A 16,106-nucleotide genomic window follows, 5' to 3' on the forward strand; every position below is an offset into this window, starting at 1 on the left:
TATGAAACTTTCGCTAAAAAATAATGAAACGGGCGTTTTTGCGCTTGGTGGACTTGGCGAGATCGGAAAAAATATGTATGGGGTCCAATTTCAAGATGAGATCATTATCATTGATGCCGGAATAAAATTTCCTGAAGATGATCTTTTAGGAATTGATTATGTCATTCCCGATTTTAGTTACGTTGTCCAAAATATCAACAAAGTCAAAGCACTCGTTATCACCCATGGTCACGAAGACCATATCGGTGGTGTCCCTTACCTATTGAAGCAAGCCAATATTCCGATCTATGCGGGCGCGCTAGCTTTAGCTTTGATCAAAAACAAATTGGATGAGCATGGTTTATTACGCGATGCCGAATTACACGAAATCAACGAAGATTCTGTGATTCGTTTCCGTAAAACATCCGTAAGTTTTTTCCGGACCACTCACAGTATTCCGGATCCATTAGGTGTTGTCGTTAAGACACCGTCTGGTAATATCGTCGAAACTGGTGACTTCAAATTCGATTTCACTCCCGTCGGTGAACCGGCCAATTTGCATCGGATGGCTAAACTTGGTGAGGAAGGCGTCTTGTGTCTACTTTCTGATAGTACCAATGCCGAAGTTCCAACTTTTACTAAATCTGAGCAGACGATTGGCCAATCAATTTTACGAATCGTCGAAAAAGTGGAAGGTCGAATCATCTTCGCGACTTTCGCTTCCAATATTTCGCGTCTGCAACAAGCGGCTTCTGCTGCTGTTGCGACGGGCAGAAAAATTGCAGTCTTTGGGCGCAGTATGGAAAATGCCATCGTGAATGGGCAAAAATTAGGATATATTACAGTTCCTGAAGGGACTTTTGTCGATGCTCACGAAATCAATTATCTACCAGCTAATGAATTAATGATTCTATGTACTGGTTCGCAAGGTGAACCAATGGCGGCTCTTTCACGGATCGCTAACGGAACTCATCGACAAATTCAAATTCAACCAGATGATACGGTGATCTTTTCAAGTTCACCAATCCCTGGTAATACTACTAGCGTCAATCATTTGATCAACCTGCTTTCTGAAGCGGGAGCTGAAGTAATCCACGGAAAAGTCAACAACATCCATACTTCAGGTCACGGAAGTCAACAAGAACAAAAACTGATGTTGCGCTTAATGAAACCAAAATATTTTGTACCCATTCACGGAGAATATCGGATGTTGAAAATACATTCCGGATTGGCTCAAGATACTGGTGTTCCAGCAGAAAATTGCTTCATTATGGAAAATGGTGACATGTTGGCTTTAACGGCTGACAGCGCTCGCCGTGCTGGACATTTCAACGCAAGCGATGTTTACGTTGATGGTAGCGGAATCGGTGACATTGGTAATGTGGTGTTACGTGACCGACGAATCCTTTCAGAAGAAGGTCTCGTTCTTGCAGTCGCAACAGTCGACATCGAGAAAAAAGAAATTTTAGCTGGTCCAGATATCTTATCCCGCGGCTTTGTTTATATGCGAGAATCTGGTGAAATGATCAGCGAAGGACAGCGGATTTTATTTCATGCTTTGCGTGAGGCTGTCAATGAAGCCGGTTGTACCGAAGCCAAATTGAAAAATGCAATGGTCGCCGCCTTACAACCTTTCTTATTTGATCAAACTGAACGGCACCCGATGATCTTACCCATGATCATGACGCCTGATAAATAGTAAAAACATCTATCTGAAATCAGATAGATGTTTTTTTATATGATAGAAATAAAATGAGTGTATAACTAAAAGCCCAACAACCCCTGTTTTTTCGCAAAAAAAAAGATTATTTTCCCAAAAACACCAAAAAACAGATTGACAAACTATCAAATTATTAGCACAATGAAAGTTAGTAGAAATAATTAATAACTATCATTAGTTATTTTATAGTCTCTTGAATTTTAAGATAAAGGAAGATTAATTATGGTAAGAACTCAACGCGTGCAACGAAGCCACATTATTGATGGTGCTTATCAACTGATTATTGATGAGGGCTTTAAAAAATTTCATGCTCGTAATATCGCTCAACATATTTCTTGCTCGACCCAGCCAATTTATCGCGAATTTTCCAATTTGGCCGAATTAAAATCTGTTTTGACCAATCGGATCTTAGTAAAGTATACGGACTTTCTAGAAGATCAGGAGCCTAAGACATTGCAGGCGTTATCGACAGCAATTATGAATTATGCGACTGATTATCCCGATGAATTCTATCGTTTCTTCTTACAAGATGTCCATACGCTCCAATTAGTCAAACAAGTAACTAATACTATTTTTACGTCTATCCAGCCCGAAAAAAAGAATTCATTGCTCTTTGATTTTTTCTGGCAATATTGCATCGGTAAAGCAGCCTTAGCAATCAATCATAGTCATCATGTTGATAGTTTGGAAGAAGAACGCTTTTTTCAATTTTCTTTCGATAATTAACTAAATCAAATAAAAAAAGGGGGTGTGACAAAAATTTTGTCACACCCCCTTATCATTTTATGCTTTAACTACGTTAGTTGCTTGAGGTCCGCGATCGCTTTCTTCAACATCGAAAGTTACTGCTTGTCCTTCTTCTAATGTTTTGAAGCCGTCGCCTTGGATAGCTGAGAAATGTACGAATACATCGCTGCCATCTTCACGAGTGATGAAGCCAAAACCTTTTTCTGCGTTAAACCATTTTACTGTTCCGTTTTCCATGAATAAAATCCTCCTCGTGCCTAAGCACTAATTGATTGTAACATTGCTGGACTACGAAAAGGGAAACATCTGTACACCAACTCGCAACACAAACAAAATTACAATAATATTTTAACACTGGTCTTATTCTATGCGCAAGAGGTTTCAATTACTACTTCAAGTACTTTTCTTCACGCAAGCTGAAATATTTGGTTTCTCCAACGATAATATGATCTAATAACTCAATGCCCATCAAGGCTCCACATTCGCGAACTCGTTCTGTAAACTCTAAATCATTTTGCGAAGGTGTAGGATTTCCCGAAGGATGATTATGTCCTAATACAACACGAGCAGCACTGATCCGAACCGCCTCTCGAAAAATCTCCCGCGGGTGTGCAATACTTTGGTTCAATGAGCCAATAAATAGCGTTTTTTGTAAAATGATCTCATTTTTCGTATTTAAAAAGAAAGCTACTAAGTGTTCTTGCTGGTAATCCTTTAATTCGTTTATCAGTTGTTGTCCTAAAGAAAGGCTGGATCGGACCTGTCCCATCTTTGGCTGCAAGGCACGATTGATTCGACAGCCAAACTCCATCATGGCCTTCAACTCAATCGCGCGTGTCTCACCTATCCCTTTAAATTGCTGCAATTCTTGCAGCGTAGCTTGTTTTAAATCATAAAGTGCGGGATATTCTCGCAAAATACTACCGGCCAATTCCATCACATTTTGCTGACGTGTGCCACTTCGTAAAATGATTGCCAGTAATTCCTGCTCGGATAAATGTTTTTCCCCTTCTCTCAGCAAACGCTCCCGCGGCCATGAACTTTCAGGCAACTCTTGTAATAATAAACTTTTCTCCATAAAAAGCTCCTTTGCCTACTTTTCTTTAAAGTACGCAAAGGAGCTACTCTATGCTTCTAAATAATCAATCACTTCGTTCAATGAAGGAAAGACTGCTGCTGTTTTTTCTATTAACTCTGCAGTCGGTGGTAAGATATCCGGTACCATAATAACAGGAATTCCCGCACCTTCTGCGGCTAAGATACCATTTCTAGAATCTTCCAATACTAACGCCTCGCCATTAGCGACTCCTAAGCGCTCCGCTGCAATCATAAAAATTTCTGGATTAGGCTTGGCAAACTTGACATCTTCGGCCGAAACAACATCAGAAAACTGCTCGCGAATGCCCGCGTGTTCTAATAAAATTTCAATGATGGGACGAACATTGCTAGAGGCGACAACCCGAGGAATTTGTTTTTCTTCTAGAAAAGCCAATAATTCATGGACGCCTGGTTTTAAAGCTACTTTCCCTGACTTAAAGCGCTCATGTGCCTGCTGCCAACTCTCATCAATAAATTTTTGGACCGTCTCTTTACCATGACTTCCATACAATTTATGATAGGCTGCCCAAACTTCTTCATCAGAAATTCCGATAAAACGTTCATAGACTTCTTCGGTAAACGGAATATTATATTTATCTGCCACCGCTAAACTGGTTTCACAGTAAATGGATTCCGTATCGAACAATAAACCATCCATATCAAAAATAATCCCTTTAACTTTTTTCATTCGAACCTCCTAAGGTTAATAATAATTGACGTACTTCAGAAACAAAGTACAATGATCCTGTAATCAGTAACAAATCGTCTGCACCTAATTCTTCTAACAACTCACCTAGGCCGAATTGCCACAATGATACAACTTCAAAACGGCTGTCTAGATGGTCAAAGCGACTAAGATCCAATGCTTTAGGATATTCAAAAGTGGTCAAGTAAATTTGAACATTCGGAATTTCTCCCAATTGTGCCAACATTTGATCGACATCCTTGGTCTCCAAAGCGGAGAATAAGATCTTCACGTTGTAATCATGAAATTCCCGTTTCATATTTTCGACTAAGCGTTTAATCGCATGACCATTGTGAGCCCCATCCATTACAATCAGCGGTTCATCACTGATTTTCTCCATCCGTGCGGGCCACTGCGCATGTAATAACCCTTTTTGAATCGTTTTTTCTTCAAATGGTAAGTTCTGCTGTTCACAGTAAAGATGGAACAGTTCAATCGCAACTCCGGCATTTTCTACTTGATGGCGGCCTAACAAAGGCACTTTTAATGAAGAAAGCTTGCCGGCTGAGTCAATAAAATGAAACAATTCACCCCAAGTTGCATCCGGCCGCAAATAATCAACTTGATATTCTTCCCCGTAGCGATAAACTTTCGCTGTTTTAGCAGCCGCCTGCTCAACAATCTCAATTAATGGTCCCTTCGCAATCTTCCCGGTGACTACAGGAATATTTTTTTTAATGATTCCAGCTTTTTGCTGGGCAATTTCATTTAGCGTATCACCTAAAATATCCATATGATCATATCCAATCGTCGTAATTGCCGTTAACATGGGCACTACTACATTGGTGGAGTCTAGCAAGCCACCTAAGCCGACTTCTACGATCGCGACATTAACTTGTTCAGTCGCAAAATAATCCAGCATAATGGCCGTTAAAATCTCAAATTCAGTGATTCCGCTAATCGCCGGATCTTGATCTAACTCTGCTACAATTGGCTGATATTTTTCTACATAACGGATTAATTCATCATCAGGAATCGGTTGGGCATCAATCGCGATCCGTTCACTGAATTCTTCAATATAAGGAGAAGTGAAACTACCGACGGTTATCCCCGCTTCAATCATCATGCTGCGTAAATAAGCAACCGTTGAACCTTTCCCGTTTGTTCCAGCAATATGGATGACCGGAACTTTTTTTTCAGGATGACCGACTTTATTTAGTAACGCTTGGATCCGCTCTAAACCTGGACGTGAACCAAATTTTTTTCGACTATGAATCCAATCAATCGCTTCTGTTATCGTCAAATTACTCGCCTCGTTTATCTCTTTTTTTACTTTTCTCTAGTATAGCAAAGTTTTTCCAAGAAAGATTGTTAAGGATCATTGATTTTATATTATTAACAAAATGGATGTGGCTAGTATAGCCACATCCATTTTGTTCAAAGTTTTCGCTTTTTTAAGAAATCGTTCGTAAGCTTTCGATCCGTTCTTGAACGGCTGCTTGTTTTTCTAAATAGTCTTTTTCTTTGGCCCGTTCTTCCGCCACTACGTTTTCCGGTGCATTAGCAACAAAACGTTCATTGGCTAATTTTCCTTGAACTCGTTTGACTTCACCATTCCATTTAGCTAATTCTTTTTCTAAACGTTTGATTTCTTCTTCAATATTGATCAAACCAGCTAGTGGCAGGTAAATTTCAGCGCCCGTCAAGACAGCTGACATCGCCAAATCTGGTGCCGTAATTTCACTTGAAATCACTAATTCTTCTGGATTACAGAAACGTTCGATATAGCTAGTATTTTCGATCAAAAATTCATCAATCTTAGGATCATTGGTTTTGATCAATAACGTGATTGGTTTTGACAGCGGTGTATTTACTTCTGCCCGAATATTTCGAACAGAGCGAATCAGTTCTTTTAAAACTTCCATGCCTTTAGCGGCAGTTTCGTCATTGTTCTCTGAATGAACGACTGGATAATCGGCTACGACTAACGATTCCCCGTTATGCGGAATCTTCGCCCAAATTTCTTCCGTCACGAATGGCATGATTGGGTGCAATAGGCGTAAGGTTTGATCCAATACGTAAACCAAAATGCTCTTGGTTGTTTGTTTGGCCTCTTCATCTTCACCATAAAGGATTTCTTTACTCATCTCGATGTACCAATCACAAAAATCATCCCACATGAAGTTATACAATTGACGACCAGCTTCACCAAATTCAAATTGGTCAAATAAGTTGGTTACTTTTTCGATCGTTTCGTTTAGACGAGTCAAGATCCAGCGATCTGCTACCGTTTTCTCACCAGAAAAATCAATATCTGCAGCTGTGAAGCCTTCAACATTCATGATTACAAAACGAGAAGCATTCCAGATTTTATTGATGAAGTTCCAAGCCGCGTCCATTTTTTCATAACTGAAACGCACATCTTGACCGGGGGCAGACCCCGTTGATAAGAACCAACGCAATGCATCGGCACCATATTTTTCAATCACATCCATAGGATCGATCCCGTTACCTAATGATTTGCTCATTTTACGGCCTTGTTCATCACGGATCAGACCATGGATCAAGACATTTTTAAACGGACGTTCGCCAGTGAATTCCAAACTTTGGAAGATCATCCGACTAACCCAGAAGAAAATAATATCATAACCGGTTACTAGCGTACTAGTTGGGAAATAGCGCTGGTAATCTGCGCTGTTTTCATCCGGCCAGCCCATTGTTGAAAACGGCCATAAAGCAGAGCTAAACCACGTATCCAATACATCAGGATCTTGCTCCCAATTTTCGCTGTCCGCCGGCGCATCCATCCCCACATACATTTCGCCAGTTTCTTTATGATACCAAGCTGGGATCCGATGACCCCACCATAATTGACGGGAGATAACCCAATCGTGGACATTTTCCATCCAAGTCATAAACGTATTATTAAAACGTGGCGGGAAGAATTCCACCGCATTATCGGTACTTTGATTTTTAACGGCTTGATCAGCTAACGGCCCCATTTTAACGAACCATTGTGTCGATAAGCGCGGTTCCACTACAACACCGGTTCTTTCTGAATGACCTACGCTGTGAACCATTTTTTCAACTTTGATTAAACGACCGATTTCCTGTAAATCTTCAACGATCGCTTTACGAGCAGCAAAACGATCCATACCTGCATATTTACCAGCAAGCTCATTCATGCTACCGTCAGGATTCATGACATTTACCCGTGGCAAGTCATGACGATTACCAACCTCAAAGTCATTTGGGTCATGCGCCGGTGTAATCTTCACGGCCCCTGTTCCAAATTCACGATCTACATAACTATCAGCAATAATCGGAATTTCTTTGTCGACTAATGGTAAAATCGCCGTTTTTCCGATTAAATCTTGATAACGTTCATCATCAGGATGGACCGCAATCGCTGTATCGCCTAACATTGTTTCCGGACGTGTCGTCGCAATTTCCAAAACACCACTGCCATCTGCTAGCGGATAAGAAACATGGTAAAAAGCACCCTCTACATCTTTATGGATTACTTCGATATCAGACAATGCTGTTTTCGCTTGTGGATCCCAGTTAATGATGTATTCACCACGATAGATCAAATCTTTTTCATATAATGAAACAAAAACTTTGCGAACCGCATCTGACAAGCCATTATCAAGGGTAAAACGTTCACGACTATAATCCAATGATAACCCTAATTTTGCCCATTGTTCTCGGATGTGACCTGCGTATTCTTCTTTCCACTCCCAGACTTGATCGACAAATTTTTCGCGACCAAGATCGTAGCGAGAAATTTCTTGCTCTCTTAACTTTTCTTCTACTTTGGCTTGTGTCGCGATCCCGGCATGGTCCATTCCCGGTAACCACAACGTATCAAAACCTTGCATCCGTTTTTGGCGAATAATCATATCTTGCAAAGTCGTATCCCAAGCATGACCTAAGTGCAATTTTCCCGTTACATTGGGCGGTGGAATCACGATCGAATAAGGCTTCGCTTTTTTATCTTCGGATGGTTTGAATAAATCTTGATCCAACCATTTTTGGTAACGACCTGCTTCAACTTCTTGTGGATTAAACTTTGTTGGTAAATTTTCAGTCATCGTTGTTCCTCCTATTTTTTATCAATTATTTTTCGATCCAAATTTCTTTAGACAGCGCAAATTAGGGTATCACTTACAGCGCGTTTTTCAAAAAGTGAGCTGGAGTCGTTATCCAGACACTTTTTCATCACACTAGCTGAACCAATAAAAAAGTCCTAGAATACAAATGTATTCTAGGACGTAAATTACGCGGTACCACCTAAATTGCAGAAAAAGATTTCTGCCTCTCAAACATGTGCTAACGGACATGTGCCGTGTGCTCTTACTTTCTTCAGAACACAAACTCCCAAGCTACCTTCCATGAGTCAAAGTAAAAATGTTTCAGCCAAGCATTTTCTCTCTAGAACTTTCTTTACTCATGTACTCCTCTTGATCATCGTCTGAATCATTCTACAATGAAGACCGAAACTTGTAAAGTCCTATTGCCCATCAAAATAGATTAAGGTCTGTAATTCTGAAGTTAAATCAATATAATGAACATGAACATTATCCGGTACCTTCAAAGGGTCCGGTGCAAAATTTAAAATCGCAGTAATCCCATTTTCCACTACTTTATCAATAGCTTTTTGGGCATTCTGACTAGGAACCGTTGAAATAGCTACCGTGATTTTTTCTTCAGCTAAAACCGTCTGCATCTCATCAATCGAATGAACTTGATAGCCGCAAAGCTCTTGATCAATTTTTTCAGGATCATTATCAAAGGCACAAACAATGTTTAGATTTTCATTGCGACGAAAATTATTATTTAACAACGCCTGACCGAGGTTTCCACAGCCGATCAATGCGATCCGTTTTTCTTCTTTCGTCTCCAACATATCGCTGAAGACTTTGATCAAATCACTCACGTCATAGCCATAACCACTCCGGCCAAGCTCACCAAAATGAGAAAAATCGCGTCGAATCGTCGCCGAACCAACTTGTGTCATTTTACTTAGCTCCGAAGACTTAACCCGGCTGATTCCATTTTTTTCCAATCCTTTCAAACAACGCAAATATAACGACAAGCGTTTCGTAGTTGCTTTCGATAATTGCGGCTTTTGAATAATCCGATCCATTGATTGTTCCCCTCACTCTTTTTTCTTGAATAAATTCAGGTTAATGCTTTTTTCACGAGGATCAGCACCAACTCTTTGTTAACTCATTCACATAAGTAATTTTACCACGGACGAATTCTAATAACAATTGTTTACAAAAAAGAGTTGGTGACAGCAGTGATCCGTTTCAACATTTTTTTGCTAACAAGAGGATTTATTCAAAAAAAGAGGATGTGCCAAGACTTTGCCACATCCTCAAAGATATTATAATAAATCTGCAAATTCGTCTGCCGCTTTTGCTTGGCCAGGTGCAATTTTTTCGATTTTTAAACCGGCTAAACAACGAGCCATCAAACCTTCAATGTCAAAACGTTGCTCTAATTCCAAAACTTTTTCTAAGTCTGGGCGCGTTTTAGGCTGTGGCGGCGCAAAAATCGTACAGCAGTCTTCAAAAGGCTGGATCGCTAATTCAAAGGTGTCGATTTTTTCAGCTAACTCGATAATTTCAATTTTATCCATTGTGACGACCGGACGAATAATCGGCGTCGTCGTAACTTCATTGATTGCTACCATACTATGTAGCGTTTGTGAGGCGACTTGGCCCAATGATTCACCATTGACGATCACTAAGCCATGACGGCGCTCACGAATAGCATCAGTGAGGCGTAGCATCATCCGACGTGTTAAGGTCATCCAATAGCCTTGTGGGCTGCGCTTTTTGATTTCTTCTTGGATTTCGGTGAAGGGAACTTCGATAAATTGAATACTGCCAACATAAGGCGTTAGTTTTTCAGTTAAATCTTTCGCTTTTTGTAGTGCTTGCTCACTGGTGTATGGCGGGCTGGCAAAATGAACGGCCTCGATTTCTACGCCCCGTTTCATTGCTAAATAACCGGCCACTGGTGAATCGATCCCACCAGACAGCATCAACATGCCGCGACCGCTTGTTCCAACCGGCAAACCACCGGCTCCTTTAATCGTTTCATAAGAAAGATACGCATACTCTCGGCGAATCTCCACTCGTAGATTAATATCCGGTTGTTTCATTTTTGCTTGAATCTCCGGACAGGCATCAATTACCGCATCGCCTAAAAACTGCTGTAATCCGTGGCTGTCTAATTCAAAACTATGATCACTACGTTTGGCTGTAATCTTGAAAGTCTCTTTGCCAGTATAGATTTCTGTCATGATCTGTTGTGTCATTTCTTTTAACGCCTCAAGGTTTTTCTCCACTTGAATACTTGGCGAAAAATTTTGGATACCAAAAACTTTTTCCAGTTTTGGAATAACTAAACGACTATCTTCCCCATTTAGTAAGATGTGCATCCGATCTCGATCTGCATGAATCTTTAACTTGGGAAATTCAGCCAATGCGCCCCGAACATTTTGGGCTAATTGCATAATGAAACTGCGCCGATTTTTCCCCTTAGTCGACAGTTCACCATAACGTACCATGATTTCAGTATATTGCACGATTATTCTCCTCGTTCTATTAATTGATTTTTGAAAATTTAGTATAGAGATGATTGAAGATCACCATAAACTGTTCTGCTTCCGCCATTGTATTGGCTTCATCCAAACTTACTCGCACGGCTGTTGTCGCAAGATCATGGGGAACGTTCATGGCATGCAAGGTCGAACTATCGACTTTTTTCCGACTTGAGCAAGCACTCGTTGTGGAAACAAAAATTTGCTTCTCTTCTAATGCATGCACCAGTACTTCTCCTCGAATCCCTTTGATCCCAAAGGTCAAAATATGCGGTGCAAAGTTCTCTTCACCGGAAAAGATCGTTACTTTATCATAACTTGATAAAGCTTCTTTTAAATACTGGCGAATCACCGCGGTATGGTTTGGGCGTTCGGCCTTCTTTTCAAGGTGCATTCGTAAAGCGCGACTCATCGCTACGATTGCTGGAAGATTTTCGGTCGTTGCACGTTGGCCACTTTCTTGTCCACCACCATTTAACAATGGTGCCAATTTTCGACCAGCTTTCCAATAAATAAACCCAACTCCGCGGGGACCATGGAATTTATGCGCAGAAAACGTGGCAAAATCGACCCGTGGCGTCAACCACTTGGCCTGATCAACTTTTCCAAGCGCTTGGACCGCATCCACATGGAAATGAATCGTTGGATAAGCCTCCAGCACTTCACTGATCGCTTCAATCGGCTGGATCGCTCCGATTTCATTATTAACCCCCATCACCGAAACTAAAATGGTTTCCGGGCGAATCAATTCTACTAATTTATCCACTTGAACAAACCCCTGCTGATCGACAGGCGCAACGCTGACTTCATAACCCAACTCTTTTAACTGGGCCGCTGTGCGACTGACAGCAGGATGTTCTACACTGGAAATGATCAGATGATTGCCATACTCGCGTTTTTCGATCGCGGTACCTTTCAAAACCCAATTATCGCCTTCTGTACCGCCGCTGGTAAAAAAGATCTCATTGGCCTGGACGTTCATCAATTCAGCGATTTGTTTCCGAGCTTGTTGTAATAAGCGATTCGCTTGCGTACCTAAGTCATGTAAACTAGAGGGATTCCCCATAATACGCTGACTTGTTTTTACATATGTATCAAGTGCTAACGGATAAATTGCTGTGGTTGCACTATTATCAAAATAAATCATTGTCTAACCTTCCTTCAAAAATTCTTTCCTATTATAGCGAGAATACTGTAAGTCTTCAAGTATTCCTGCCGAATCACAGTTTAATTAAACAAGTAGCTCTACTATTCCCCTATACTGCGCTGAAACTCACAAAAAAAGCTGAGCAAAAGCTCAGCTTAAACTAAATCACGGTTATTAAAATAGAAATCTTCAATCCGTTTAAAGGCACCTGGTTCGACACGTTCAAGCGCTGTACCGATTTCATCCAATGCGTCTTGGTAACGGTATTCCTTATTAAAGAGTTCTAAACTAGTATCGATTGCATCTTTAATTTCTGGATGCGTATGACGGTAACGATTGGCATATTGCATCATCTGTTCAGTCAGTGCAGCCGCGTCAATCAAGTCATAAGTTTTTTGATCCAGCATTTCCATGTCTTCATCACACAGACTGACTAGTTTATTAATGTCTTGCATATTGATCCGAATCTTATTCAGAGCTTGACTTAATTCTTCAACTCGGTCAGTTGCTACGAAGAAGAATTCTAAGTAATCTCCTGGTAGGCCTGGTAAACGTTGTTGTTCTACATAACGTTTCAGATTACGTAAGCGGAATTCATATTTTTCAATTTTTTCAGAGGCCGTTTTTTCCCCTTTACGCAACTCATGTAAGTCTTCATCGATTTCGACTTGCTTCGTTTCGATGTCGTCTAATACTTTGAAGGCATCTTTATAGAAGACTTGAATTTCTGAGTAAGCTAATTCATGTTTGTCGATTTGTGGTTCCATATTGCGATTGCGCCGTTCTAATTCCTCAATCTCAGTTTGGAAGCCGCGTGCTCGACCTAGCTCATTATTGTTCAACGCATAGCTTTGAGAAGTATGATCTAATTCCACCATTAATTGATGATTATTACGAGCTGCATGGGAAATATATTCTCCCACTGTCTTGCGATTAGTTAACACATATTTCTTCGCTTCAAATTCTTTTTCCAATTCAGCATAGAGATCGTCGATTAATTCGGCAGTTTCTTTGTTGGCTGCTTCGACTGTCTCTAACTCGATTTTTTCTATGTCTTCCAATGAACGTTCGATCTGTTTTTTTACTTGTTCAAGCCGACCTTCAAAATCATCTTCTGGTAAGACAAAATGCTCATTCAACATTTTTTTGTGCGTTTTTTCTAGTTCATCGATCTGACTTGGAAATGTTTTTTCAAGATCTTCATAGATTACCGGCACTTTTTCCATGGTTGCTTGAACTTCATACGTATGTTTCTCCGCATCATCCAAAACTTCCCGTGCTTCAATCGGATCACCCGAAGTATTCAACGTAACAAATTGCGTAAATTCAATCTCAACATTTTTTACTTGTTTTTGAATCTCTGGTAAGGCCGGTCCAAAGCTGGTTTTCTTTTCTTTTAGATCTTTCTTTAAATCTTCAAATACATCTAAGGCTTGTTGCACCGCTAATGAATTGCGTTCTTCTGTTTCACGTAATTCTTTCAAACCGGTCCGGATTTTTTCAACTTCTTCTTCCATTTCAGTCATCGTACGTTCGGCACTTTCAATTGCTGATTTGCCCTTCATAAAACGGAACGTTTCATTTTGCCTTTCAACCTCAAAAATTTGGCTTTCCAATTCTGCAAATGACTTTGTCGAAACATCCGTCCATTTTTGATTCCATTCACGGAAAGTATTCTGACTTTGGCCGACGAGATGCATTTTCTTCACTTCATCGACTTCTTCCACAACTGGCAGATCGAACAACGCTTCTTTCCTCTTATCGAGTTCTTTTAAGCGTTCTTGATTCTTTTTCTTCATCAGATAACCAATCAAGTACAAAACGGCCGCCAAGACGACTAAACCGATAACAATCCCTATGATTACATTACTTCCCATGTATGATTTTCCTTTCAACTATCAAGATTCAGTTTATTTAATCCTTCATCATTTTCTGTTTTTTTGCGAAAACATCTAACGTAGATTATAACACAAAAGACTTTTGGCTTCACTAGCTAGTTTATAAAACCTGTCAAAATGTCTTCACCACAGTCATTCTCATACTAGCATTTTTTACAGGCCGCTTCAATTCCCATAAATTTAAGAAAAGAGTAATTTTATAAAATTTTATCTTCAGGAAAACTGCTCTGCCCCTTGAAATTATGTAACTTTTCAGATAATATTAAAACCACATTAAAATAAGAGGTGATTAAAGTGAAAGTGATCAAATTTGGCGGAAGCTCTGTCGCATCAGCTGAACAGCTTAAAAAAGTCTTAGCGATCGTAACTGGCGACTCTGGCCGCCGTTTCGTGGTCGTTTCTGCTCCAGGAAAACGTAATAATAAAGACAAAAAAGTCACCGACTTATTGATTCGTTTTTACAATGCTGTTTTATACCAACAAGATACTGAAGAACTCATCCAAGAAATCGTTGCTCGATATACTGAAATCGCAGCAGCCTTTCATCTAGATAATGAACTGGGAAAACTTTTTTATGCTGAGCTGAAAGCACTGCAAGAAAAGTTTGACCCCACCGATCCTTATGCCTTAGATAGCTTTTTAGCCAGTGGTGAGAACTTGAATGCTCAACTAATCGCTGCTTGCTTTCAAAAAAAAGGCGTTAATGCTCGCTATATCAATCCACGAGAACTAGGTATCACGGTTTCAAATGAGCCCCAAAATGCTCGGATTTTAGCTGAATCCTACGAAAAAATTTATCAGTGGCGTGATTCGGAAGAAATCTTGATCATCCCAGGTTTCTTTGGCTACACGAAAGACGGCCACTTATGCACGTTCTCCCGTGGTGGATCAGACATTTCCGGCTCGATTATCGCAGCCGGTATGAAAGTTGATTTGTATGAAAACTTTACCGATGTCGATGGGATCTTTGCTGCCAGTCCCAAATACATCCATGAACCTGAGTTGATCGAATATGCTACTTATCGTGAGATTCGTGAATTGACTTACGCTGGTTTCACTGTTTTCCATGATGAAGCTTTGATGCCGGCCTTCAAAGCGCAGATTCCGGTGATTATTAAAAATACCAATAATCCTGACTGTCAAGGAACGCTCATCAAGAAAGATTTTAATTGCGAGACTCGCAATGAGGTGGTGGGTGTTGCTAGTGATGATGGTTTCTGCGGAATTACTATCGGGAAATACTTGTTAAACCGTGAAGTCGGAATCGTTCGCCGAATCTTACAAATTTTAGAAGATCTCAACATCGGCTTTGAACATATGCCTTCAGGAATCGATGATATCTCAATCATTTTACGTGAACGTCAATTAACCCGCGATATCGAAGCCGAATTAATGAAACAGATTGAAGAAAAAATCCAGCCCGATCAGCTATCGATTGAGCACGGACTCTCAGTTGTAGCGCTTGTTGGTGAAGGAATGCGGGAAAGACCTGGCACAACCTCTGACAGTACTGCAGCGTTAGCAAGAAAAAATGTCAATTTACGGATGATCTCTCAAGGAGCCGACGAACGTAGTATCATCTTTGCGATCCGTAGCGAGCAAGAACGTTTAGCTGTGCGCTCACTTTATTACACATTTTTTGATTAAACCAGCTCACTCTCAGATCAATCAGATAGACCAACAAAAAAGGAAAAGCCTCATTCAGCCTTTCCTTTTTGTCGGTCTATTTCTTTTTTAATCAAAGGTTCTGGAGCATATTTTTCTTGCCAATCAGCCGGTTTCAATACTTTATTTGTGACCGGATGATACCGTGGTTGGCCATCAGGAAATAATTTTCCCATATTCGCCCGATGAACAATTTCAAAAATCGGCTTAGGATCAACCCCAATCAAAGCAAAAGAACCATACGTAAAGTACAGCAAATCAGTCAAGGCATCGACTTGCGAAATCAAAGGATCTTCTACCCGTTCGCCTTTGGCTAAAACTTTTTCTTTTGCCTGATCAATACTTTCGTGGAGCTGTCCCACTAATTCATTAAACGTCGCTTCATCGCCTGCTGCGACCCCATATAAAAATTCAACCACTTCTTCGGCTTTAAATCCTGCTCGAAAACTTCCCCGTTCTTTTGAAAAAGAAATCGGCTTTGCCGGTGGTTCCGGCGCAAATCTCTGGTGAAATTCGCGAGCCATTTGATAAGGTTCTGTCATATCCATTTC

At 40.4% G+C, this 16,106-nt stretch carries 13 protein-coding genes and 1 other annotated feature; of the genes, 3 read left to right on the forward strand and 10 right to left on the reverse strand.

The features are described 5' to 3' along the window. The first annotated feature begins 1 nt into the window (after nt 1). Together rnjA and EP1_RS02715 are read left to right on the forward strand one after the other, a co-directional pair. The gene (gene rnjA / locus EP1_RS02710; protein WP_067623065.1) at nt 2-1,678 is read left to right on the forward strand and encodes a ribonuclease J1; all 1,677 of its coding nucleotides are present in this window, start codon (nt 2-4) and stop codon (nt 1,676-1,678) included. A 243-nt stretch (nt 1,679-1,921) separates the two neighbouring features. Beyond that, nucleotides 1,922-2,425 carry a TetR/AcrR family transcriptional regulator gene (locus EP1_RS02715; protein WP_067623068.1) on the forward strand — a complete coding sequence of 168 codons (504 nt, stop codon included), beginning with the start codon at nt 1,922-1,924 and terminating at the stop codon, nt 2,423-2,425. Nucleotides 2,426-2,482: 57 nt separating this feature from the next. Here the strand turns inward: EP1_RS02715 and EP1_RS02720 are convergent, their stop codons facing one another. The 9 genes from EP1_RS02720 to EP1_RS02760 all read right to left on the reverse strand — a co-directional run bounded on the left by EP1_RS02720 (nt 2,483) and on the right by EP1_RS02760 (nt 13,869). Further along, nucleotides 2,483-2,683, reverse strand: a complete 201-nt coding sequence (locus tag EP1_RS02720; RefSeq protein WP_067623071.1) for a cold-shock protein — start codon at nt 2,681-2,683, stop codon at nt 2,483-2,485. 151 nt (nt 2,684-2,834) lie between these two features. Continuing rightward, nucleotides 2,835-3,524, reverse strand: a complete 690-nt coding sequence (radC, locus tag EP1_RS02725) for a RadC family protein (RefSeq protein ID WP_067623078.1) — start codon at nt 3,522-3,524, stop codon at nt 2,835-2,837. Between the two features lie 48 nt (nt 3,525-3,572). Beyond that, nucleotides 3,573-4,232, reverse strand: coding sequence for an HAD family hydrolase (locus EP1_RS02730; protein ID WP_067623080.1), 660 nt, complete (start codon nt 4,230-4,232; stop codon nt 3,573-3,575). Further along, nucleotides 4,219-5,532 (reverse strand): bifunctional folylpolyglutamate synthase/dihydrofolate synthase, encoded by a 1,314-nt coding sequence (locus EP1_RS02735; protein ID WP_067623082.1) that lies wholly within the window; start codon nt 5,530-5,532, stop codon nt 4,219-4,221. The genes EP1_RS02730 and EP1_RS02735 overlap by 14 nt, the downstream gene beginning before the upstream one ends. A 151-nt stretch (nt 5,533-5,683) precedes the next feature. Next, nucleotides 5,684-8,323 (reverse strand): valine--tRNA ligase, encoded by a 2,640-nt coding sequence (locus tag EP1_RS02740; protein WP_067623083.1) that lies wholly within the window; start codon nt 8,321-8,323, stop codon nt 5,684-5,686. A gap of 171 nt (nt 8,324-8,494) precedes the next feature. Beyond that, nucleotides 8,495-8,709 (reverse strand) — a binding site (T-box leader). 33 nt (nt 8,710-8,742) lie between these two features. Next, nucleotides 8,743-9,378 (reverse strand): redox-sensing transcriptional repressor Rex, encoded by a 636-nt coding sequence (locus EP1_RS02745; RefSeq protein WP_067623086.1) that lies wholly within the window; start codon nt 9,376-9,378, stop codon nt 8,743-8,745. Nucleotides 9,379-9,621: 243 nt separating this feature from the next. Then, complete coding sequence (thiI, locus tag EP1_RS02750) at nt 9,622-10,830, reverse strand: tRNA uracil 4-sulfurtransferase ThiI (RefSeq protein ID WP_067623089.1); 1,209 nt, start codon at nt 10,828-10,830, stop codon at nt 9,622-9,624. Nucleotides 10,831-10,849: 19 nt separating this feature from the next. Continuing rightward, entirely contained in the window at nt 10,850-11,992 is a 1,143-nt protein-coding gene (locus EP1_RS02755; protein WP_067623092.1) for a cysteine desulfurase family protein, read from the reverse strand. A gap of 155 nt (nt 11,993-12,147) precedes the next feature. Continuing rightward, nucleotides 12,148-13,869 (reverse strand): septation ring formation regulator EzrA, encoded by a 1,722-nt coding sequence (locus tag EP1_RS02760; RefSeq protein WP_067623096.1) that lies wholly within the window; start codon nt 13,867-13,869, stop codon nt 12,148-12,150. A gap of 315 nt (nt 13,870-14,184) precedes the next feature. Between EP1_RS02760 and EP1_RS02765 the strand changes: the two genes are divergently transcribed. After that, the gene (locus EP1_RS02765; protein ID WP_067623099.1) at nt 14,185-15,537 is read left to right on the forward strand and encodes an aspartate kinase; all 1,353 of its coding nucleotides are present in this window, start codon (nt 14,185-14,187) and stop codon (nt 15,535-15,537) included. Between the two features lie 50 nt (nt 15,538-15,587). On the opposite strand, the gene EP1_RS02770 is transcribed toward EP1_RS02765, so the two are convergent. Then, nucleotides 15,588-16,097 (reverse strand): pyrophosphohydrolase domain-containing protein, encoded by a 510-nt coding sequence (locus EP1_RS02770; RefSeq protein ID WP_083507477.1) that lies wholly within the window; start codon nt 16,095-16,097, stop codon nt 15,588-15,590. Nucleotides 16,098-16,106 lie beyond the last annotated feature (9 nt).

Origin of the sequence: Enterococcus pseudoavium NBRC 100491 (assembly GCF_001544295.1) — a bacterium.
Classification (GTDB): domain Bacteria; phylum Bacillota; class Bacilli; order Lactobacillales; family Enterococcaceae; genus Enterococcus_A; species Enterococcus_A pseudoavium.

Coding starts and splice junctions, on each gene's coding strand:
- radC (WP_067623078.1), bottom strand. CDS start 3,524: ATGGAGAAAAGTTTATTATTACAAGAGTTGCCTGAAAGTTCATGGCCG.
- EP1_RS02760 (WP_067623096.1), bottom strand. CDS start 13,869: ATGGGAAGTAATGTAATCATAGGGATTGTTATCGGTTTAGTCGTCTTG.
- rnjA (WP_067623065.1), top strand. CDS start 2: ATGAAACTTTCGCTAAAAAATAATGAAACGGGCGTTTTTGCGCTTGGT.
- EP1_RS02755 (WP_067623092.1), bottom strand. CDS start 11,992: ATGATTTATTTTGATAATAGTGCAACCACAGCAATTTATCCGTTAGCA.
- EP1_RS02745 (WP_067623086.1), bottom strand. CDS start 9,378: ATGGATCGGATTATTCAAAAGCCGCAATTATCGAAAGCAACTACGAAA.
- EP1_RS02770 (WP_083507477.1), bottom strand. CDS start 16,097: ATGACAGAACCTTATCAAATGGCTCGCGAATTTCACCAGAGATTTGCG.
- EP1_RS02715 (WP_067623068.1), top strand. CDS start 1,922: ATGGTAAGAACTCAACGCGTGCAACGAAGCCACATTATTGATGGTGCT.
- EP1_RS02730 (WP_067623080.1), bottom strand. CDS start 4,232: ATGAAAAAAGTTAAAGGGATTATTTTTGATATGGATGGTTTATTGTTC.
- EP1_RS02740 (WP_067623083.1), bottom strand. CDS start 8,323: ATGACTGAAAATTTACCAACAAAGTTTAATCCACAAGAAGTTGAAGCA.
- EP1_RS02720 (WP_067623071.1), bottom strand. CDS start 2,683: ATGGAAAACGGAACAGTAAAATGGTTTAACGCAGAAAAAGGTTTTGGC.